Raw genomic sequence first — 19752 nt, 5'->3', positions numbered from 1 at the left:
TGTTCGAACATGACCGGCACGCCGCAGTGGATCACGATCCACTACAGCGCGCGCAGCCCGTTGATGACCTCGCGCAGGATGTTCTCGTCCACCAACTCGGCCGGTGGGACCGGCTGGTGGAGTTGTACGTGCGACGCCTCCAGCAGGTCCCCGACCAGGACGCGGACCACCCCGACCGGCAGGTCGAGGTCGGCGGCCAGCTCAGCGACGGAGACGGCCTGGACCTGACAGCGTTCGACGATGTCGAGGTGCTCGGGTGACAGCGTGTGGTCGTCCTGCGCGCCTCCGTCGTCCCCGGCCTCGGTCTCCGTGATCACCAGGGCGATCAGGTCGATCTTCGTCTCAGCGGCGTTGCTGGTGCGGCCCCTTGTCATCGCATAGGGCCGCACCACCGGTCCTGCCGCGTCGTCGTACCACCGGTCCGAATCAGAAGTCATGACACCCGTCACCCCGTTGTCAGATCATCCGGTCAGCCGCTGAGTGCCGCGCCGCCGTCGTTCCGAGCCGCGGTGCCCAGGTGGGCACCGACCCGCTTGACCAGTAGCGCCATCTCGTACGCGACCTGGCCGACGTCGGACTCGGCCGCGCTGAGTACGGCCAGGCAGCTTCCGTCGCCCGCCGCCGTCACGAAGAGGAAGGCGTCGTCCAGTTCGACCATGGTCTGCCGGACGCGCCCGGCCTCGAAATGCCGTCCTACGCCCTTGGCGAGGCTGTGGAAGCCGGATGCGACGGCGGCGAGGTGCTCGGAGTCCTCGCGGGTCAGTCCGTCCGACGCGCCGATGGCCAGGCCGTCGCCGGAGAGGACCAGGGCCTTGCGGATGCTGGCCACGCGCGAGACCAGATCGTCAAGGAGCCAGCTCAGCTCGCGTGTCGGGCTCGATGGTGCGGTCATCGACCGTTCCCCTCAGGTGTCGTTCTCGGTGCGGATGCCGACGGGTCGTCTTGCGTGCCGTCGTTCTCGGTCACTTCCCGGCCGCGCTGCCAGCCGCGCTGGAGTGCCGCCATCCGGTCGCGGACCTCGTCCGCCGACCGCTCGCGGCCGGCGCCCTCGCCGGTCGCGCCGCCGCTGTCGCGGGCGGTGGTCTCCACCCTCAACTGCGGCGCCAGATTGGCCTGCCTGACCCGGCGGGGCAGTGCGCTGCCGCCCGCGCCGGACGCGGTCGTCTTCTTCGCGGCCGTCAAAGGCGTGGACCCGGACGGGGGTTCGGGCGTGGGTTCGGACGCGGGCCGAGACGGGGACCGGCGCGCGGGCAGCGGCTGGGGCTCCGCCGGAGCCGGTGCCTGCGCCGGGGTCTGTGCCTGCGGCTGGCCCTGTGGGTACAGCTCGCCGCGGGCCTGCGCCTGCGCCACGGCCCGCTCCGCGGCCTGTTCCAGCGCTCCCCGGTCGGCCTGCGAGGTCTGCGCGGAGGGTCCGCCGACCGGTCGGCCGCGGTCGGAGACCAGTACGGGCGCGGTACGGCGGCGGCGCGGCAACGGCAGCGGCCCGTCGAGTTCCGGGTCGCCCGCCTCGCCGACCGGCGCGCCGACGGGTTCGTCCGCCGGGTGCGCCTCGTGCTCCTTCTGCGTCTCGCCGCCGATGCCGTCCAGGCCCCACTGCCGGAAGGTGTGCTCGGTGTCGGAGGGCACCCGCGCCGGGCGGGACTCGGTGAGGTCGCCGATCTTGGTCGCGCCGGTGTCGTCGCCGGTCTCGGTGAGCAGATTCGCCGGGATGAGGACGACGGCGGTGGTGCCGCCGTACGGGGACTGCCGCAGCGAGACCCTGACGCCCTGGCGCTGCGCGAGGCGGCTGACCACGAACAGGCCGAGCCGGTCGGTGTCCGACAGTTCGAATTCCGGGGTCTCGGCCAGCCGGAGGTTGGACTCCAGCAGCGCGTCGGGCGTCAGGCCGAGGCCGCGGTCGTCGATCTCCAGCACGAAGCCGTTGGCGACCGGCTCGCCGTGCAGCCGTACCGCGGTGTGCGGCGGCGAGAACACGGCGGCGTTCTCGATGAGTTCGGCGAGCAGGTGGGTGAGGTCGCCGACCGCCGAGCCGGTGACGGCCAGCCGGGGCAGACGCCGTACCTCGATCCGCTCGTAGTCCTCGACCTCGGCGACGGCGGCGCGGACCACGTCCATGAGCTGGACGGGCTTGCGCCACTGCCGGGAGGGGGCGACACCGGAGAGGATGACCAGGCCCTCGGCGTGCCGCCGCATGCGGGTGGTCATGTGGTCGAGGCGGAAGAGGTCGGCCAGTTCCTCGGCGTTCTCCGTGCGGCGCTCCATCGCGTCCAGCAGGGTGAGCTGGCGGTGCAGCAGGACCTGGCTGCGGCGGGCGAGGTTGACGAAGACCTCGGAGACGCCCTTGCGCATGTCGGCCTGGCGGACGGCGGCCTCGACGGCGGCCCGCTGGAGGGTGTTGAGCGCCTTGCCGACCTGTCCGATCTCGTCGTCGGAGTACTGGAGCCGCGGCACCTCGGTCTCGACGTCGACCTGTTCGCCCGCGGCCAGCCGCCGCATGACGCGGGGCAGCCGGGTGCCGGAGACCTCCTGGGCCTCGCGGCGCAGCCCGGACAGGTCGCGGATCAGGCTGCGGCCGATCCGTACCGACACGATCAGCGAGGCGATCACCGCGACCAGACCGAGGACACCGATGACGGCGGCTTCGACGACCAGCGTGGTGGACAGCGGCCTGGCCTGCTTGCTGAACTTCGCGATGGCCTCGCCGTCGAGCTTGCCGAGGTCGGTCATCACGGTGGCGGCGGTCGCGGGCCACGCCTTCTGGGCGGCCACGACCGGCGCCTCCTCCACGCCCGCGACGATGATCGCGTTCTCGGCGGCCCGCAGCGCCTTGCCGCTGGCGCTCTGCCAGTACGTGTCGAAGGGCGCGCGCGCCTCGTCGGTGAGGGTCTTGAGGTCGACGGCGTAGTAGTTGCGCTGCTCGGCGACCGCGAAGGTGAAGGAGCGCAGTTCGTCCTTGCTGGTGTGGCCGGTGCTGATCGCGGCGGCCACCAGCGCGTCCTCGCGGCTGACCTCCTCCTGCGCCCGGTAGAGGCCGATCACCGCGCGCCGCTGGCTGTCCAGCGTGACGTCGCTGAGCGGGAGGTACTCCTCGAAGAGGTCGAAGGTGGGATCGACCAGCGAGTTGTACGCCTGGTAGGCGTCGTCGCGGGTGATCCGCTGGTTGTCGATCCGCTGGCGGAGCGAGGTGAGGCCCTCGACGGTGTTGAGGAGGTCGTCGAGGCGGTCGCGGGACCGCGCGTTCAGGTCGTCGCGGACGCCGGACGCGTCGATGGTCGTCCGCATCTTGGCGATGGACGCGTCGGTGGCGTGTTCCTGCTTGTCGTAGGCGATCCGCGCCTCGGAGTCACGGGTGTTGGCCAGAAAGACCAGAGCGACCCTGCGCTCCTGCTGAAGGTTCCGAACCGCGTCGTCGGCGGGATAGCCGACATTGTCGACTATTCGCTGGATGTCCGGCCGTCCGAACACCTCGCGCCCGGTGATGGTGGCGGCGAAGGCCCAGATGAGGGTGAGGGACACCAGTGGGATCAGCAGCAGCGCCACGATCTTCCGGCGGATCGTCGTACCGCGAAAGCGCATGGCCTCCCCAACGTCTTCCCCGGTATGGGGATCGTCTGTCGCGTTTAAACGGCGTGAGCCTACTACTGCCGATGCGGTAACTCGAAAGCCAGTGCGTAGGGTTGGGCAGGTCTGGCCGGATACGTACCCCGGAATGCATCGTGAAGATTCGGGGCAGGCACCTTGTATGGACTTCGAACAAGGGCGGGTGTGGACCGAGGACCCGGTCGGCACTCCCCGAATGCCCGATCCGGTACGAGCGGCGGCGGTGCGGGCGGTGCTGATCGTGGCCGTCGCGCTGATCCTCGCGGTGATGGCCGTACTGCTGGCCGCCGGACACTCCTGGCTGTCGGCGCCCGCGCTGATCTCCGCCGTCTTCACCAGCGTCGTCGCCACGTGGGCGGTGTTGGACGTGTGGGTGACGCGACAGGTGTGGAACCAGCGCAACGGGGTGCTCTCCAGCCCGAGCAGCGCGGCCCGTGCCCTGCGCAGGGAGCGGCGCAGAAGGCACCGTGCGGCGCGGTCGGCCGCGCGCGGCAGGCCGACGCGGCGGGTGCACATACCGCGCCATCTGCCCTGGCACCTCGGCGTCTGACTCCGGCCGCTCGCGGTCTGCCGTCGGTACCTGGTGGTCGGGCGACGGTCCGGGAGCTGATCGCGGTCCGTACCCAGCGGCGGCCGGTTGCAGCGGCGGCCACCGCCGGCGACGGTCCGGACTAGCCTCTGTCCGGCTGGAGTTCCCTGCCCGGTCCGGGCACGGCGGCGCGCCCGGACCCGGAAACGGGCATGTCCGATTCCCCGTCTCTCCCGTCCCGCTCCGGCTCGGGCGGCCGTCGGTACATCCGGGTGGCGGTGATCTCGCCGTGCACCTGCTCGCCCTGCGGGTCGGGGACCGGAAGTCCCGGCCGCAGATGCTCCTCGACGCTGATGTATTTCAGGCCCGCCCGCAGATCCGCGTCATTGCGGAGCCTGACCACCAGCGGGAATTCGGCGAGTGCCGTGGTGTCGAACAGTCCCGTGGTGTAAATGAGCTGTACGCCCAAGGCGTCGGCCACCGCGCGCTGCAATTCCAGGAGATAGGTGGCGTTGGCGCGACCGATGGGATTGTCGAGGAACAAGGTGCCCGCGTGCCGCTGCTTGTCCCGGCCCCGGTCGTTGCTTCGCAGCGCGGCCATCGTGCAATAGAGGGCGATGGCGGCGGTGAGGAGCTGCCCGCCGGAGAACACGTCGCCCATCTGTCCGACCGGCACCCGCTCGGCGCGCAGCACCGCGTCCGGTTTGAGGATCTCCACGGCGATGCCGCGCGGTTCGAGCGCGGACCCGACGCCGCGCAGCAGCAGGGACATCCCGTCCCGCCGCAGGTCCGAATTCTTGCGTACGGCGGCCCTGGTGGCCTCGTCGATGACCTCGCCGAGGCGTTCGGTGAGAACGGACTGGTCCGGGTCCTCGAAGCGGATCCGCAGGAACTCCTGGCCCGACCATTCGCCGAGCCCTTCCGGCAGCCGTGACAGGCGCTGCGCCGAGCGCAGGGTGGCGAGCGAGGACTCGACCAGGCCGCGCAGCCGGTCCACGATGCTGTCGCGGTTGCGCTCCAGCTGGGTCAGCTCGTCGGTCAGCACGCGCAGCCGCGGGGCGAAGGCGGTCGCCCAGGCCGCGGCGTGCTCGGGCAGCGCGGCGGCGGGCAGTTCCCTGATCTGCTGGCGCGCGGGCGTCCTGACCTGCTCGTAGCGCACCGCGTTGGCGTGCCGGACCAGGACGTCGGAGGCTTCGCGGAGCTGGGTCTCCGCGGTGGACAGGTCGGCCGCGCAGCCGCGCAGACCGCGCCGGGCCTCCGCCGCGGCCTGCCGGGCCTCCTCGGTGCTGCCGGGGTACGGCTCCGGCTCGTCCTCGTCCTGCTGTCCCGGCGCGTTGTCCCGCAGCAGGTCGCGCAGCATCGCGGCGATCTCGTCGAAGCCGCCCGCCGCGTCCTCGGCGGCGCGGTGGGCGTGGACCATGTCGGTGTGGGCGGCCCTCGCCTGCTCCAACGCGTCGGTGCGGGAAGCCAGTTCGGCGTTGGCGGCGCGCAGCAGCTCCTGCGCGTGCTCGGCATCGCGCGGCAGCAGTCCGTCGGGCAGGTCGGTGTGCCGGTCGCCGTCCGCGGGCGCGAGCCGTTCCGCCTCGCCGCGCAGCCGCCCCAACTGCTCGCTGGCGGTGGAGGCGCGCGACTCCAGGGTCTGTACGAGCTGTTCCGCGCGGGCCGCCGCGGCCTGCCGTGAGGGGCCGTCGGCGCCGTCCGGGCCTTCGAGCAACTGGGCGGCGCGGCTGCGGACCTTGTTGGTGAGCCGGTCCAGTTCGACCAGGGCCGCGTTCTCGGTGCTCTCCGCGCGGGCCTGCTCGGCGCGCAGGTCGGCGCCGACACCGACCTTCTCGTACACCTGGGAGGCCGAGTGGTACGCCTCGCGGAGCGCGGGCAGCGACTCGGTGGCCGCGGGGGCCTGCGCCCGGTCCTGCGCGCTCTCGTCGGGGGCTCCGGCGATCTCGGACCGCTCGGCGCGCAGGACGCGGGCGGTGCGGCGGGCGTCGTCGGAGGCGCGCTGGGCGGCGCGGCGGTCCTCGTCCGCGGCGCGGGCCTGCGCCAGGCAGGTCTCGGCGCGGGTCTCCGCCTCGGCCGCGTCGGCGGCCAACTCCCGTGCCCTGCGCTGCCAGTTGGCGCGCTCGCGGAGCCGGTGGGCGAGACCGGCGAGCGCGTCGGCGCGGCGCCGGGCCTGCTCGGCGGCGGCGCGGCGGGCGTCGTTGTCCCGCGCGCTCTCGGCGGCGGCGGCCTCGGCCTCCGCGCGTTCGGCGCGCAGCGCGGCCAGCTCCGCGCGGGCCTGCTCCGCGCTCTGCCGCGCGGCGGTGACCTCCGCCTCCAGCTCGGCGAGGCGGTCCGGCGGGCAGGAGGCGCGCCACGAGGCGAGGCGGGCCGACAGCGTCCGGTCGTGCGCGAGCCGGGCCGCGAGCGTCCTGATGTCCTCCTCGCGGGCGGTGGCGCGGGCCCGCAGCTCCTGGCGTTCGCCGTCGGCGGCCAGTTCGTCGTGCATCGCCGGGTTCGGCGGGACCAGGAACACGTCCTGGTCCGCGCTGCCCGCCGCCGTCGCGGGCGGCGGCGCGAGCAGCGCCGCCGCGGTGCCGACCGCGACCGTCGAGCGCGGCAGCAGCGCGGCCTGCGCCAGCACGTCCCTGGCCCGCTGGTACGAGCCGGGTTCCGTGACCACGACGCCGTCGACCAGCTCGGGGCGGGAGGCCAGCACGACCGCGTGGTCCACCGGGTCCACGGCCTGTGCGAGGTAGCGCCAGCCGGGCAGCGCCGGAATGCCGTGCTCCCCCAGGAATTCGACGGTCGCCAGGACGTCGGGGCCCGGCGGCAGCAGGCCGCCGTCGCCGAGCGCGGCGAGGATGCGCGCGTCGTCGGCCGCCGCGGTCCGCAGCTCGAAGAGTTTGCGCTCGGCGGAGGCGACGGCGCTGTCCAGCAGTTCCCGCAGCGGCTCGGCGAAGCCGTCGAGCTCCGCGGCGGTGAGGGGACCGTCCGCGGACGGGCGCGCGGCGGCGGGGCGGAGGGGCGACGCGCCCGCGCCGTCCCGGTCGGAGGCTCCCGAGCCCTGGCCGATGCGGCCCGCGGCCGTACCCGCGGCGCCGGAGCCCGTACCGCCGTGCCGTCCTGCCGAGCCGTCCCGGGCGTCACGGCCCGTACCGCCGTGCGGCCCGGTCGCGCTGTCACCGGCCGAGGCGTCGGAGGTTCTGCCGGAGCGGGCGCCGACCGGGTGTCCGGCGTCCTGGCCCGCCGCGGAATCCGTGCCGTCGCGCGGGCCCGGCACGCTCAGCAGGGCGGCCAGGCGGGGGTCGGCGGCGAGCGCGGTGGCCGCCACGGTCGCGGCGGTTCTGGCGGCTTCCGCGGTGGTGAGGGCGTCGGCGGCGCGGGCGGCGGCCAGGTCGGCGCGGGCCTCGGCGGAGGCGGCCTCGCGGGCGCGGGCGGCGGCGCTGTGGGCGGTGTCGGTGGCGGAACGGGCCAGGGCCGCCGCGGTCTGTTCCGCGTCGGAGGCGGCGAGGGCCGCGCGGGCCGGGTCGGCGTCGGGTGCGGTGTCGTCGAGCCAGCCCGCGCTGACCGCCTCGGCGGTCTCCTGCTCGACCTCGGCGAGCCGCTGTCCGAGGTGTCCGCTCTCGCTGCGGGCGCGCTGCGCCTCGGTGGCGGCGGCGGTCGCGTCGCGGTGCGCGGCCTCGGACTCCGCCTGAAGCGCGGCGGACCGCTCCTCCTCGGCGTCGGCCTGCTGCTCGGCGCGTGCGGCGGCGGCGTGCAGGGCGCGTACGAGATCGGCGGCGGCGCGGGTGCGGGCGGCCAGCGCCGGGGCCGCGTCGCGTTCGGCCTCGCGGATCGCGGCGGTGACGCGGGTCAGCCGGTCGCCCGCGGCGCGCTGCCGCAGTACGGTCTCGGCCGCCTGCCAGGCGGCGTGCAGCGTACGGGCGTCGCCCAGCTCGCGGCGGAGTCCCGCGGCGCTCTTGTCCGCGGCGGCCAGCGCCAACGAGGCGTGCCGGTAGGCAAGTTCGGCGGCGATCAGGGCGCTGCCGCCGCGGGCCTGGTCGGCGTCGGTGACGCTGTGCGCGGCGCGCGCCATGTGCTCGGCCAGTTCGGCGGTCCTGCCGCGCTCCTGCTGGGCGCGGGCGGACAGGCGACGGGCGAGGGCGCGGGTGCGGCGTTCGGACTGGGCGTGGACGCCGCGGGCCTGGTCGCGGGTGGCGGCGGCCTCGACGATCCGCTCCAGCAGGTCGAGCGAGCCCGCGGTGAAGTCGCGTTCCGCGGTGAGTTCCGCGCGGCGGCCGAGCTTGTTGGCGAAGCCGTGCACGAGGTCGGCGAGGCCGTCGGTGTCACGGGTGTCGGTGACGGCGCGCAGCAGGAGGTCGGTGAAGTCGGAGTCCTTCTTGACGGCGAACAGGCCCGCGGCCTCGCCCTCGTCGGCGTTCATCTCCCGCTGGTAGCGGAAGAGTTCGGGGTCGAGGCCGAGGTCGCCGAGGTGTTCGTTCCACCGGTCGTGGATCTCCTCCCACACCACTTCCAGGTGCGGGTACGCCTTGCCAGCCTCGGTGACCGCGTCCCGGAAGCCCTTCATGGTGCGGCGCCTGCCGCGCGCGCCGGACATGCCCTCGACCGGCGGCCGGACGCTGGCGGCCTCGGCGACGGGCAGCGAGTCCAGGCTGAGGCCGGGTCCCGGCCGGAACGAATACCACGCCTCGGCGAATTTCCGCGGGTCGGTGGACACCTGGCGGCCTCGCCACTCGCTGACCTTGCCGACCACGACCAGCTCGCCTGTGACGGTGTGCTGCCACTCCAGGGCGACGTGGCCGCAGTCCTCGGCCAGCAGGAATTTCCGCAGGACGCCGGAGCTGGCGCCGCCCAGGGTGTTGCGGTGGCCGGGCAGCATCACCGAGAAGATCAGCTTGAGCAGGACCGACTTGCCGCCGCCGTTCTCCAGGAAGAGCACGCCCGCGGGCGCCGGGCGGCGCGGCGGTCCTGCGGGCTCGTCGGCGAAGAACTCGCCCTGCGCGGGGGCGGGTTGCGGCACCGGCTCGCCGACGCCCCGCAGGTCCAGGACGGTGTCGGCGTAGCGCGCGCCCGCGGGCCCGATGGAGTAGAGGCGGAGTCGGGAAAGCTCGTACATGCGGCGGACTCTCGTGGCTCGTGGTTCAGGTCGGAAGTGGACTGGGGGTCGGGGGCGAGTGGGAGGCGGGGCGGGTGGGAGGCGGTGACGGTGGCGGTGAGAGGCGGGCCCCGGTCAGGTGTGGGCGTGGAACGGCAGACCGGCGTCCGCGGCCAGGTCGAGGCCGCTGTCGTCGGCGGCGGCCGGGACGAGGCTGGCGCTGCCGTCGCCGACCGGGACGATGCCGAGGTCGAGCAGTTCGGCCATGGCGGCGCTGCCCGCCATGTCGCGGACCTGCAACTGGTAGCGGGCGGTGGTGCGGTAGGTGCCTCCCGACTCGTCCCCGGTGCGCTGGAGGAAGCCGGAGTCGACGAGGAAGGCGACGGCCTTGCCGATGATGCCGGTGGTGGAACTGGCCAGCCTGCGGGCGTCCTTGGTGGCGCCGGTCGCGCTGCGCCGGGTGTAGACCCGCCAGGCGGCTTCCAGTCCCGGCGCGTCGCTGGCCGGGTCGGTGTTCTCACCGGTCTCGTCGGCCTGTTCCTCCAGGCGGCGGCAGGCCTGGCGGATGAAGGCGTCGATGCCGTTGACGGTGATCCGGCCGATGTAGCCGTCGTCGGCCAGGTCCTCGGGGCGCGGGAAGGCGAGCGCCGCCGCGGCGAGGTGGGCCAGGCCGTGCAGGAAGCGGTCACCGGAGTCGGAGGCGGCGCGGCGGGCGTAGTCGCCCATCCGGACGGCGAACACCGAGTCCTCGCCCGCCGCCAGGGCCATTCCGGCGCGGGGCGAGACCTCCAGCACGATCAGGCCGAGTCCGGCCGCGACCGCGTCGGCCAGGCGCGCGAAGGCGGGGTCCTCGCGGTGGCGGCGGATCAGTTCCGCGTACTCCGCGTCGCGGGCGGGCAGCAGTTTGGGCTGGAGCCCGAAGCCCACGAGGCGGGCGGCGTCCGCCGCGTCGCCGGGCGTCACTCCCCCGGTGCGCGCCGGTCCGGTGCTCCCGGCCTCGTACGCCGCGGCCTCGGGCGTGTCCGCCGCCGTCTCCCGGTACTCGCTCACTTCTCGCTCTCCTCGGTCCAGGCGATGACGCCGGTCGGCACCGTCGCGTCCGCCGTACGTGGTCGCCCGCCGCCGGGTCGGAAACGGCGGGCGGGCGCCGTGCCGGGCCTCACGCGGGCTCCGCGCGCGCGGCCGTCATCGCCGCCGCGTCCAGTCGCGCGGTGCCGACGATGAGGTCGGCGCCGCCGAATTCGTGGTCGTCCAGCGGCGTGCCGTCGTCCACCGCGAAGAGCAGGCGCTGTTCGCCCTGGCGGTAGGCGGTGCCGACCGGCGGGGAGGCGGCGTGGATCGCCAGCAGGGCCAGCAGATAGGGCAGTTCGGGGTCGCGGCGGCGGGCGTCGGCCAGGAGCCCCGACAGGCGGCGCGGCGCGTCGTGCGGCAGGTCGAGCAGATCGAGCGCGGATTCGAGCTGTTCCTCGCTGAACCGGCTGTCGTCCGGGGTGGCGACCAGGTCGGGCTCCGGCATCTCCGCGCCCAGGTGCTCCCGCTCCAGCGGCGGGGTGAGCAGCAGTTCGACCAGGTCGGTGACGCGTACGGCGGACGGGGTGCGCAGGCCCGCGCCGCGGGCGAAGAACGCGTCGGTGACCCGCGACGCGCGCTCGACCGGGATCGGCAGCAGGGGCGCGACGAGCTGCCCGTACAGGTCGAGTCCGGCGCGCGCGGGGGGCGCGGCGAACGCCTGCCGGTCCTGCTCGGCGCGGAACAGCGGTCCGGCCTCCAGCAGCCTGGACTGGAGCTGGGTGTGGCGCCGGATGCAGTCCTTGACGATGTCGACCAGTTCGGCGGCGCGGCGCTTGTGCTCCGGCTCCTCCGCCTCGTCGCGCGCCTTGCGGATGTTGGTGAGGATCGCGTTCTCGTGCCGGTAGCGGTCGGCGACGTGGTCGAGGGCCTCGGCGATCATGTCGGGGACGGTCCGCAGCCAGTCGACCGCCCGGACGTTGCGCCGGGTGGCCTCCAGGGTGCGGCGCAGCGTCTCCGCGTACTGCACGGTGCGGTACCTGGCCTGTTCCGCGGCGAGTTGGGCGTCGGCGAGCCTGCCGCGGCTGATCAGCACCTCCAGCTTGACCTCGGCGGCGATCTGCGCGCTGGTGACGTCGGTGTCGAGCGCGCCGACCAGGACGTTGACCGCCTCGTCGGTGGTGCGCAGGTAAACGCTGCCGCCGGGGCCCGGCACTTCCTCGATCAGCTTGAAGTCGTAGTCCCGCCGCACATATCCGCCGTCGGCGCCGAACGTGCCGTAGACGGCGCGGAATCCGCGGTCGGCGCTGCCGACGTTGATCAGATTCTCCAGCACCCAGCGGGCGACGCGCTCGTGCTCGGCCTGGCCGCGGACGGGGGCCTGCGCGGCGACGCGGGGCAGCAGTCTGGCCACTATCTGGTCGTGGTCCGCGCCGGTGTCGAAGTCCATGTTGAGCGTGACCAGGTCGATCGCGGCCAGCGCGATCTCCGCCATCGCGTACACCGAGTACTCGCCCGCGAGGTTGGCCTTGCGGGTGTCGAGGTCGTGCAGCGGCGCCGTGCAGGCGAGCGCCTTGAGCCTGCGGGCCAGGCCCTCGTCGGCGGCCGGGCCCGGGGCGGGCCGGGCGGCGCCCGGCAGCGAGTACGGGATCGTGGTGGTCACGCCCCACACATTAGGCGGTGGCACCGACAACGAACGAAACGGCACGGATCGCCACGGGGCGGGCACCCGGCGCGTCGGCCCGCGGGAGTGCCATGATCGGTCCCGCGACAGGTACGGCACGGGCACGGAAGACTCGCGGGCGGCGCGCGGAGCACCTTCGGCGCCGTTCGTAGGCGGATACGAGGATACGAGGACGGGCTGATCATCATGGCGGACGCGGTCACCGGGGCGGCACCCGGCACGGCTCCTCGGACACCTCCCGGCGCGGCACCCGACACCGACCCCGGCACGGTCATCGATCTCAACGCCGACCTCGGCGAGGGCTTCGGCCGCTGGCGGCTGACCGACGACGAGGCGCTGCTGTCCGTCGTCACCAGCGCGAATGTCGCGTGCGGCTTCCACGCGGGCGACCCGTCGACGATGTGGCGGGTGTGCGAACTGGCGGCGGAGCGGGGCGTACGGATCGGCGCGCAGGTCTCCTACCGCGACCTCGCCGGTTTCGGCCGGCGCTCGATGGACGTGCCTCCGGAGGAACTGGCCGCCGAAGTCGCCTATCAGATCGGCGCGTTGGAGGTCTTCGCCCGCGCGGCGGGCACCACGGTGGCGTACGTCAAGCCGCACGGCGCCCTCTACAACCGGGCGGTGCACGACGCCGAGCAGGCGGTGGCCGTCGTCGCGGGCGTGCGGCTCGCGGGGGAACTGCCCGTACTCGGCCTGCCCGGCTCGCAGTTGCTGCTCGCGGCGGCCCGCGAAGGGCTGCCCACGGTCCACGAGGCGTTCGCCGACCGCGCCTACACCTCGGGCGGCACGCTGGTCCCGCGCCGCGAGCCGGGCGCGGTCCTGGAGTCGGAGGACGAGGTGGTGGCCCGCTCGGTGGGCATCGCCCGCGACGGGCGGGTGACGGCGATCACCGGCGAGAGGGTGCCGGTCGCGGCGCGGTCCTTGTGCGTGCACGGCGACACACCGGGCGCGGCCCGGCTGGCGGCCCGCGTCCGGGAGTCGCTGGAGGCGTCGGGTCTGCGGATCACGGCCTTCGCGTGAGCCGGGCGGGTTCCGGGCCGGGTTCCGGGGCGGGCACGGGGCCGCGGGTGCTGCGCGTCGGGGCGGACGCCGTACTGGTGGAGTCCGCGACCGGTGAGGAGACGGAAGCGCTGCACGCCGAGTTGCTGCGCAGGCGGGCGGCCGGGGAACTGGCCGGGGTGACGGAGATCGTGCCGGCCGCCCGTACCGTGCTGGTGTGCGGGCTCGCCGATCCGCGGGCCTTCGCTGCCGAGGTGGCCGCGTGGGACGTGCCCGCGGTGCCGCGTGGGCGGGGCGCGGCCGTGGAGATCGCGGTGCGCTTCGACGGGCCCGACCTCGCGGAGGTGGCCGGGCTGTGGCGGGTCTCCCCCGAGGAGGTGGTAGGGACTGTGACCTCGACGCCCTTCCGTGTGGCCTTCTGCGGCTTCGCGCCCGGCTTCGGCTATCTGACCGGACTGCCCGAGCACCTGCGCGTACCGCGCCGGGCCGAGCCCCGTACCGCCGTACCGCCCGGCTCCGTCGCGCTGGCCGGACCGTACGCGGGGGTGTATCCGCGCTCCTCGCCCGGCGGTTGGCAACTGGTCGGCACGACGGACGCCGTGCTCTGGGACCCCGAGCGGGAGCCCGCGGCGCTGCTGAGCCCCGGCACCGAGGTGCGGTTCACGGAGGTGCGGGGGTGAGGGAAACGGCGGCAGGGCAGGCCGAGTTGGCCGTCGTACGGGCGGGGGCGCTCACCACCGTGCAGGACCTCGGGCGGCCGGGCCACGCGCATCTGGGGGTGCCGCGGTCCGGCGCGCTGGACGGTCCGGCGCTGCGGGCGGCGAACCGGCTGGTCGGCAATCCGGCGGAGGCCGCCGGTCTGGAGACGACGGTCGACGGCTGCGCGCTGCGGGCCTCGCACGCGGTGCTGGTGGCGGTGACGGGCGCGCCGTGCGCGGTGCGGGTCGACGGGCGTCCCGCGGCGTGGGGCGCGCCGGTACGGGTGCCCGGCGGGGCGGTGCTCGACGTGGGGCGGGCGGAGCCGGGGCTGCGCAGCTATCTGGCGGTGTCCGGCGGTGTGGCCGTACGGCCGGTGCTGGGCAGCAGGTCGACGGACCTGCTGTCGGGGCTCGGTCCCGCGCCGCTCGCGAGGGGTGCCGTGCTGCCTGTCGGCGGCCGGTTCGGGGACGTCATCAGGGGCTCCGACGTGAGCTCTGACGGAGACTTCGTCAGCCTCTTCGGCGAGGGCGATGTGGTGGCACTGCCCGGTCCCGGAGCCGAGTTGGTCCTTCCGTTGGCGCGCGGGCCGCGTGACGACTGGTTCGCGCCGGACGCCTTCCGTACGTTGTTCGGCGGCGGTTACACCGTCTCACCCGCGTCCAACCGGATCGGGCTGCGCACGCGGGGCCCGGCGCTGCGCCGGGCCCGCGGCGGTGAACTGCCCAGTGAGGGCATGGTGCTCGGCGCTGTGCAGGTGCCTCCGGACGGCTGTCCTGTGGTCTTTCTCGCCGACCATCCGACCACCGGCGGCTATCCGGTCATCGGCGTGGTCCCCGAGGGTTCGCTGCCGGCCGCCGCCCAGTCACCGCCGGGGACGCCGGTCCGCTTCGTGCCGCTCAGCACGCGCTGACCCGGCACCGGTGGGCGCGGCGGGGTATACGGCCGCGCCGCCGGGCCCGGCGGGACCTTGAGCGCGGCGAGCGCCGCGACCGTGGCGCGCCGCGCGTCCTCCTCCAACACCGCTGTGCCGCCCTGCCGGTGGTGGCGCAGTTCGGTGCCCGCCAGCCGGATCAGGTCGGGCAGCAGGTCGGTGCAGCGGTCGGCGATCCACCGGGTGCCGCGGGTGGCCATCCACCACGCGGCGGCCCGGCGGCCGGGCGGCGCGCCGTCCGGCTCGGGGCGGGGCGCGGGCCCCTGGGCGAGGCCCGCGGCGGTGAGCAGGGCGTGGAAGTCGCGGGCGAGCAGCCGGTGTCCGGTCTCGCTGGGGTGCAGCCGGTCGGCGCTCAGCGCTCCCGGCATGGTCGCCCAGTGGCGCTCGGCGGCGTGGAGGTGGTGCGCGCCGTGGTGCGCGGACAGGGCGTGCACGGTGTCGTTGAGCGCGCGCATCCTGCGGCCCAGCGGCCGGGCCAGCGGCCACGGCAGCCCGAGCACGGTTCCGGGGTCCGGCAGGCACGCGGTGAGCACGTCGCAGCCCTCGGCGCGCAACGCGCCCATCACGACGTGCAGTTCGGCGGCCACCGCCTGGATGTCGAAGCCGCCGCGCAGCGTGTCGTTCCCGCCGACCAGCACGGACGCGAGGTCCGGCCGGTGCCGCAGCGCCGCTTCGAGCTGCGGACCCGCCACGTCGCCCGAACGGGCCCCGCTCCGGGCGAGGTTGAGCGTCCGGGTGTCGTACGGGGCCGCCGCGAGCCCGTCGGCGAGCAGCGCCGCCCAGCCGCGCCACCCGCCGTCGGGCAGCGGGTCGCCGACGCCTTCGCTGAGCGAGTCGCCGAGTACGGCGAAGCGCACGGCGCCGGTCACGGCCTGACCCCGTCGGACTCCGGTGCGGTCCGGCGGCGCGCGGACGGTGCGGCGGCACCCACGGCGGCCCGGTGCGCGGTGAGGAAGGCGTTGACGGCGGCGGGCCAGGTGTACAGCTCGGCGCGGGTGCGGGCCATGGCGCGGCGCCCCTCCTCGGGCGCGGCCAGGATTCGCTGTACGGCGGCGGCGTACTCGGCGGGTGTGTCGGCGCAGCCGCCCGCCGGTCCGATGAGGGTGGGCAGCGCGGAGCGGGAGCTGGCCACCACGGGAGTGCCGCACGCGAGGGCTTCGAGGGCGGCCAGACCGAAGGTCTCGACGGGTCCCGGTGCCAGTGCCACGTCGGCGGTGGCGAGCAGCGCGGCGAGGTCGGCGCGCCGCGGCACATGGCCGAGGAAGGTGACCGGCAGCCGGGCGGCCCTGGCCTGGGCGGTGAGCCGGGGCCGCAGGGGTCCCTCGCCCGCGACCACCAGCGCCGCGTCGACGCCGGAGCCGCGCAGGTGGGCCAGGGTCTCCAGCGCCATGCCCGGCCGCTTCTCGGGCGAGAGCCGCGAGCAGAGCACCAGCAGCACGGCGGCGCCGTGCCCGTGCGTCTCGCGCAGCCGCGGGTTCCGGGCACCGGGGTGGCAGCCTTCGAGGTCGACGCCGAGCGGGGCGCGTACGACGTTGCGGGCGCCGATCCGCTCGAATTCGGCGGCGGCCCAGGCCGTGGTGCACACCACACGCGTGTAGGCCAGCGCGGTACGGCGGTTGAGGGCGTCGGCTGCGCGGCGGGCGGGGCCCGAGGGCAGGCCCCAGGTGCCGAGCACACCGTCGGCGCTCTCGTGGGACACCATCAGGGAGGGGACGCGGTGCCGCCTGGCCCACTCCCCCGTCCAGCGCAGGGTGGTGCGGTCGGAGACCTCGATCCGGTCGGGGGCGAGCGAGGCGAGTACGGCCGCCACGGGGGCGCGGCGGGCCAGTACGCGGTAGCCGCCGGTGCCGGGGATCTCAGGGCCCGGCAGGGTGATCACCCGCCCCTGCGGGGTGAGTTCGTCGGAGGCGGTGGCGCCGGGGACGATCAGGACGGGTTCGTGGCCCGCCGCCGCGTAGCCCTCGCCGAGATGGCGCAGCGCGGTGCGCAGGCCGCCGGAGACGGGCGTGACGAAGTTGGCGAGCCGCACGATGCGCAGGGCGGACTCGGGGTCGCGGTCGAGGGGGTGCGGGGCGGTGCGGGCACCGCCGTCGGGTGACGCGAGGTCGTCCTGGCCGTACATGACGTGGTCCCTGCCGTCGGTGGGGTCGGTGCCGAAGTCTGTGATGGTGCCGCCGGTTCGCGCGCCGCTCGCCGTACCGGCCGTTCGCGTACCGGTGGTCGTACGGTCGCCCGCGCCGCTCATGCCGTCGCCGTTGACGCCGCTGCTCATGTCGGTGGTCATGCCGCTGCCGCCTCGCGTTCGCCGAGCACCTGGTCGTAGTGGCCGAGAAGTTGGTCGCCGACGGCCTCCCACGTACGGTCGGCGACCGCTGTGCGAGCCGCGCTCCCGTAGCGCTCGCGCAGCCCGTCGTCGCCGAGCAGGAACTGGACGGCCGAGCGGACGGCCGCCGGGTCGAGCGGCGGCACCAGCAGGCCGGTGCGGCCGTGCTGGACGAGGTCGAGGGGGCCGCCGGCCGCCGGGGCGACGACGGGGACTCCACTGGCCATCGCCTCCTGCACGGTCTGGCAGAAGGTCTCGAACGGTCCTGTGTGGCAGAAGACGTCGAAGGAGGCGTGGATGCGGGCGAGTTCGGTGCCGGTCCTGCGGCCCATGAAGACCGCGCCCGGCAGGGCGGTGCGCAGGCTCGGCGCGCTGGGGCCGTCGCCGACGACGACCACGCGCACACCGGGCAGTTCGCAGAGCCCAGCGAGCAGTTCGACGTGCTTCTCCGGCGCGAGCCTGCCGACGTATCCGACGATCAGCTCGCCGTTCGGGGCCAGTTCGCGGCGCAGCGACCCGTCGCGGCGCGCGGGGTGGAAGCGGTCGGAGTCGACGCCGCGCGGCCACAAGTGGACGCGCGGCACGCCCTGTTCCGCCAGCGCGCTGACGGACGCGGAGGAGGGGGCCAGGGTGCGGGCAGCGGCGGAGTGCACCGCGCGGATCCGGCGCCAGGCGGCGGACTCGCCCGCGTTCAGATACGTCCTGGCGTATCCGGCGAGGTCGGTCTGGTAGACGGCGACGGCAGGGATACGCAACCGAGTGGCGGCGGCCAGGCCGCGCGCGCCGAGCACGAAGGGACTGGCCAGGTGGACCAGCTCCGTCCGGTGCGCGGCGATGGCGGCGGCGGTACGGCGGCCCGGCAGCGCGACCCGCACCTGCGGGTAGCCGGGCAGCGGGAGGGAGGGGACACGGATGACGGGACAGGGGTCGGGACCGGGGTCCTGGTCGGCCGGGCCCGCGGGCGCGACCACGAGCGGTTCGTGGCCGCGCCGGGCGAGGTGTTCGGCCGTGCGCAGGGCGCAGTGGGCCACTCCGTTGACGTCGGGTGGGAAGGACTCTGTGACGATGGCGACACGCATACCGTGGTTGTCGCCGCATTGAGCGTTGTCAGGGCCACGTGGATCTTTCCCGAAGTGGAACGCCCCATGAGCGTTAGGGCATGCCCGGCGGATCATGGGCGGTCCGGGTGCCGAAGGGGCCGTTCGTGATCCGCCGGACACGCCCTGAGACCCGCGCCGGGTTCTCCGTGGTCCGCCCGCGGGTCGGCCGCCTACCTGGACGTACCGCCGGAACTGAGCCGGCCGCGTACGGCGGTCTGCACTTCGGCCTCTTCCGCGGGGTCCGCGGCCAGTCTGCGCAGCTGCGCCAGGACCCTCACGTCACCGGACGTCGCGCGGTGCGCGGCCAGCTCGCGGGTGCTCTCCTCGCAGTCCCAGAGGCACTCGACGGCGAAACCGGCGGCGAAACCGGGGTCGGTGACGGCGAGCGCGACGGCGGCGGTGCCGCGGAGCTGGGAGGACGACGTCTCCCGGTAGATGTGCCGCAGGACGGGTGCGGCCAGGCAGGCGGAGAGCCGGCCGACTCCCTCGACGAGCGCGTCGAGCCCTTCGGCGTCCGCGCCGCCGGTCTGTACGGTCCTGCGCAGCGCGCCCAGCACGTGCTCGGCGTCCTGCGGTCCGCCGTGGCGGGCGAGCAGCCGGGCGGCGGCGGAGCCGAGCGGGTCGGTGCGGGCGGCCCAGACGCGGGCGCGGGCCATCGCCTCGTCGTCCCTGAGCCGTTCCAGGGATTCGAGGGCGGCGCGTACGACGAGGTCGTCGGTGGAGACCGCGGCCGTCTCGATCAGGTCCAGGCGCCGGGGGTCGCAGCGGTCGGTGAGGTGGCGCAGCGCGGCGGCGCGGGCGGCTGAGGGGCCGTGCAGGGCCGCTTCCAGCAGTTCCGCGTGGTCCTCGGGGCCCGCGACGGCGGCCAGGCAGCGGGCGGCGGGCTGGTCGCGTTCGACCTGGGGGTGGCGGGTCAGTCCCTGCTGCGCCCATTCGAGGACGGCGGTGACGCTCCAGCCGGGGGTCGGGCCCGCGGAGCGCATCTGCCGCTGCCAGCGGTCGAACGAGACCTGTTCCGCGGCCTTGGCCACGCGGGTCGCGGTGGCCGGTTGCGAGGCGTCCTCGGCCCAGAGCTGCCACGGGCGGGGTTCGTAGGCCTCGCGGACGGCGCGGGCCAGTTCCGCGTCGCCTTCGGGAGTGTGCGGGAAGCGGGCGACGACGGCGGGGCCCAGCGCGCGCAGTCCCGCCTCGTCGTCGCGGACCGCCAGCTCGTCGAGGGCCCATTCCCAGCAGCCGCCGGTGGCCGCGTACCGCCGCAGCAGGTGCAGCGCGTCGCGGCGGCCGTATCCGGCGAGGTGTCCGAGGACGGACAGGGCGAGGCCGCAGCGGTGCTCGTCCGGGGCGACCAGGTCGTCCGGGTGGAAGAGGTGGTGTTCGATCCCGTCGAGCGGGCTCTCCAGGTCCGAGTAGAGGCGCGCGTAATACAAGGAGCGCGACTCGACCCGCCAGTCGAGCCGGGGATCGCGCAGCACGCACTGCTCCAAAGCGGCGAGGGCTTCCGTCCGCGGCGCCGCCAGGGCATGCAGGGGCCCGTCTCCGCGTCCTCGCTGGAGGAGGCCGAGAAGGGATCCACTGGGCGCTATGTCTGGGTCGAACATGAGGTCAGCATCCGGTGCGGGGGGTTCCATGGCAACGGGATTTCCGCTACCGGTGCCCGGCATCCTTACCGGCCGTCGTCGGTTTCATGCCTGACGGGAACGGGGGATTCCGTGGGGACGGGCGGCGGAAGCCTACCGACTCGGGGTGCGCCGTGTCGCTTCCGGGCGGCGGGCGGGTGTCGAACGGGTGGCGCGGGAACGGCCGGT

General features: G+C 74.9%; 14 protein-coding genes. 4 read left to right on the top strand and 10 right to left on the bottom strand.

Annotation, left to right across the window (positions count from 1 at the left end; genetic code table 11):
* Positions 1 to 41: 41 nt before the first annotated feature.
* The 3 genes from ACFY9V_RS33910 to ACFY9V_RS33900 are packed head-to-tail and all read right to left on the bottom strand — an operon-like array spanning position 42 to position 3576.
* Positions 42 to 437 carry a DUF742 domain-containing protein gene (locus ACFY9V_RS33910; protein ID WP_355344056.1) on the bottom strand — a complete coding sequence of 132 codons (396 nt, stop codon included), beginning with the start codon at positions 435 to 437 and terminating at the stop codon, positions 42 to 44.
* 32 nt (positions 438 to 469) lie between these two features.
* Positions 470 to 892, bottom strand: coding sequence for a roadblock/LC7 domain-containing protein (locus ACFY9V_RS33905; protein ID WP_188286155.1), 423 nt, complete (start codon positions 890 to 892; stop codon positions 470 to 472).
* Positions 889 to 3576, bottom strand: a complete 2688-nt coding sequence (locus tag ACFY9V_RS33900; protein WP_391164194.1) for a nitrate- and nitrite sensing domain-containing protein — start codon at positions 3574 to 3576, stop codon at positions 889 to 891. Before ACFY9V_RS33900 ends, ACFY9V_RS33905 begins: the two co-directional genes overlap by 4 nt.
* 166 nt (positions 3577 to 3742) lie before the next feature.
* On the opposite strand from ACFY9V_RS33900, the gene ACFY9V_RS33895 reads away from it, so the two are divergent.
* Entirely contained in the window at positions 3743 to 4150 is a 408-nt protein-coding gene (locus ACFY9V_RS33895) for a hypothetical protein (protein WP_391050091.1), read from the top strand.
* Positions 4151 to 4271: 121 nt separating this feature from the next.
* Here ACFY9V_RS33895 and ACFY9V_RS33890 read toward each other — a convergent pair whose 3' ends face one another.
* The 3 genes from ACFY9V_RS33890 to ACFY9V_RS33880 all read right to left on the bottom strand — a co-directional run bounded on the left by ACFY9V_RS33890 (position 4272) and on the right by ACFY9V_RS33880 (position 11874).
* Positions 4272 to 9224, bottom strand: coding sequence for a hypothetical protein (locus ACFY9V_RS33890; RefSeq protein ID WP_391164193.1), 4953 nt, complete (start codon positions 9222 to 9224; stop codon positions 4272 to 4274).
* Positions 9225 to 9338: 114 nt separating this feature from the next.
* On the bottom strand, positions 9339 to 10253 hold the full coding sequence (locus ACFY9V_RS33885; RefSeq protein WP_355344044.1) for a hypothetical protein: 915 nt from the start codon (positions 10251 to 10253) through the stop codon (positions 9339 to 9341).
* A gap of 109 nt (positions 10254 to 10362) precedes the next feature.
* The gene (locus tag ACFY9V_RS33880) at positions 10363 to 11874 is read right to left on the bottom strand and encodes a hypothetical protein (protein WP_355344041.1); all 1512 of its coding nucleotides are present in this window, start codon (positions 11872 to 11874) and stop codon (positions 10363 to 10365) included.
* Between the two features lie 207 nt (positions 11875 to 12081).
* Here ACFY9V_RS33880 and ACFY9V_RS33875 point away from each other — a divergent pair, with 207 nt between their 5' ends.
* The 3 genes from ACFY9V_RS33875 to ACFY9V_RS33865 are packed head-to-tail and all read left to right on the top strand — an operon-like array spanning position 12082 to position 14503.
* The gene (locus tag ACFY9V_RS33875) at positions 12082 to 12915 is read left to right on the top strand and encodes a 5-oxoprolinase subunit PxpA (protein WP_391164192.1); all 834 of its coding nucleotides are present in this window, start codon (positions 12082 to 12084) and stop codon (positions 12913 to 12915) included.
* Between the two features lie 47 nt (positions 12916 to 12962).
* Positions 12963 to 13574, top strand: coding sequence for a carboxyltransferase domain-containing protein (locus tag ACFY9V_RS33870; protein ID WP_391164191.1), 612 nt, complete (start codon positions 12963 to 12965; stop codon positions 13572 to 13574).
* Positions 13571 to 14503 carry a 5-oxoprolinase/urea amidolyase family protein gene (locus ACFY9V_RS33865; protein WP_391164189.1) on the top strand — a complete coding sequence of 311 codons (933 nt, stop codon included), beginning with the start codon at positions 13571 to 13573 and terminating at the stop codon, positions 14501 to 14503. The genes ACFY9V_RS33870 and ACFY9V_RS33865 overlap by 4 nt, the downstream gene beginning before the upstream one ends.
* Here the strand turns inward: ACFY9V_RS33865 and ACFY9V_RS33860 are convergent.
* The 4 genes from ACFY9V_RS33860 to ACFY9V_RS33845 form a co-directional block, all read right to left on the bottom strand.
* Positions 14404 to 15393 carry a GDSL-type esterase/lipase family protein gene (locus ACFY9V_RS33860; protein WP_391164187.1) on the bottom strand — a complete coding sequence of 330 codons (990 nt, stop codon included), beginning with the start codon at positions 15391 to 15393 and terminating at the stop codon, positions 14404 to 14406. The two genes, ACFY9V_RS33865 and ACFY9V_RS33860, sit on opposite strands and share 100 nt — an antisense overlap.
* Entirely contained in the window at positions 15390 to 16808 is a 1419-nt protein-coding gene (locus ACFY9V_RS33855) for a glycosyltransferase (RefSeq protein WP_391164185.1), read from the bottom strand. Before ACFY9V_RS33855 ends, ACFY9V_RS33860 begins: the two co-directional genes overlap by 4 nt.
* Positions 16805 to 17926, bottom strand: a complete 1122-nt coding sequence (locus ACFY9V_RS33850; protein ID WP_391164184.1) for a glycosyltransferase — start codon at positions 17924 to 17926, stop codon at positions 16805 to 16807. The genes ACFY9V_RS33855 and ACFY9V_RS33850 overlap by 4 nt, the downstream gene beginning before the upstream one ends.
* 191 nt (positions 17927 to 18117) lie before the next feature.
* Positions 18118 to 19545 (bottom strand): HEAT repeat domain-containing protein, encoded by a 1428-nt coding sequence (locus ACFY9V_RS33845; protein WP_391118569.1) that lies wholly within the window; start codon positions 19543 to 19545, stop codon positions 18118 to 18120.
* Positions 19546 to 19752 lie beyond the last annotated feature (207 nt).

It is taken from the genome of Streptomyces sp. NPDC008317, assembly GCF_042955955.1.
GTDB lineage: Bacteria > Actinomycetota > Actinomycetes > Streptomycetales > Streptomycetaceae > Actinacidiphila.
This window is presented reverse-complemented; position numbering and strand designations above follow the sequence as displayed.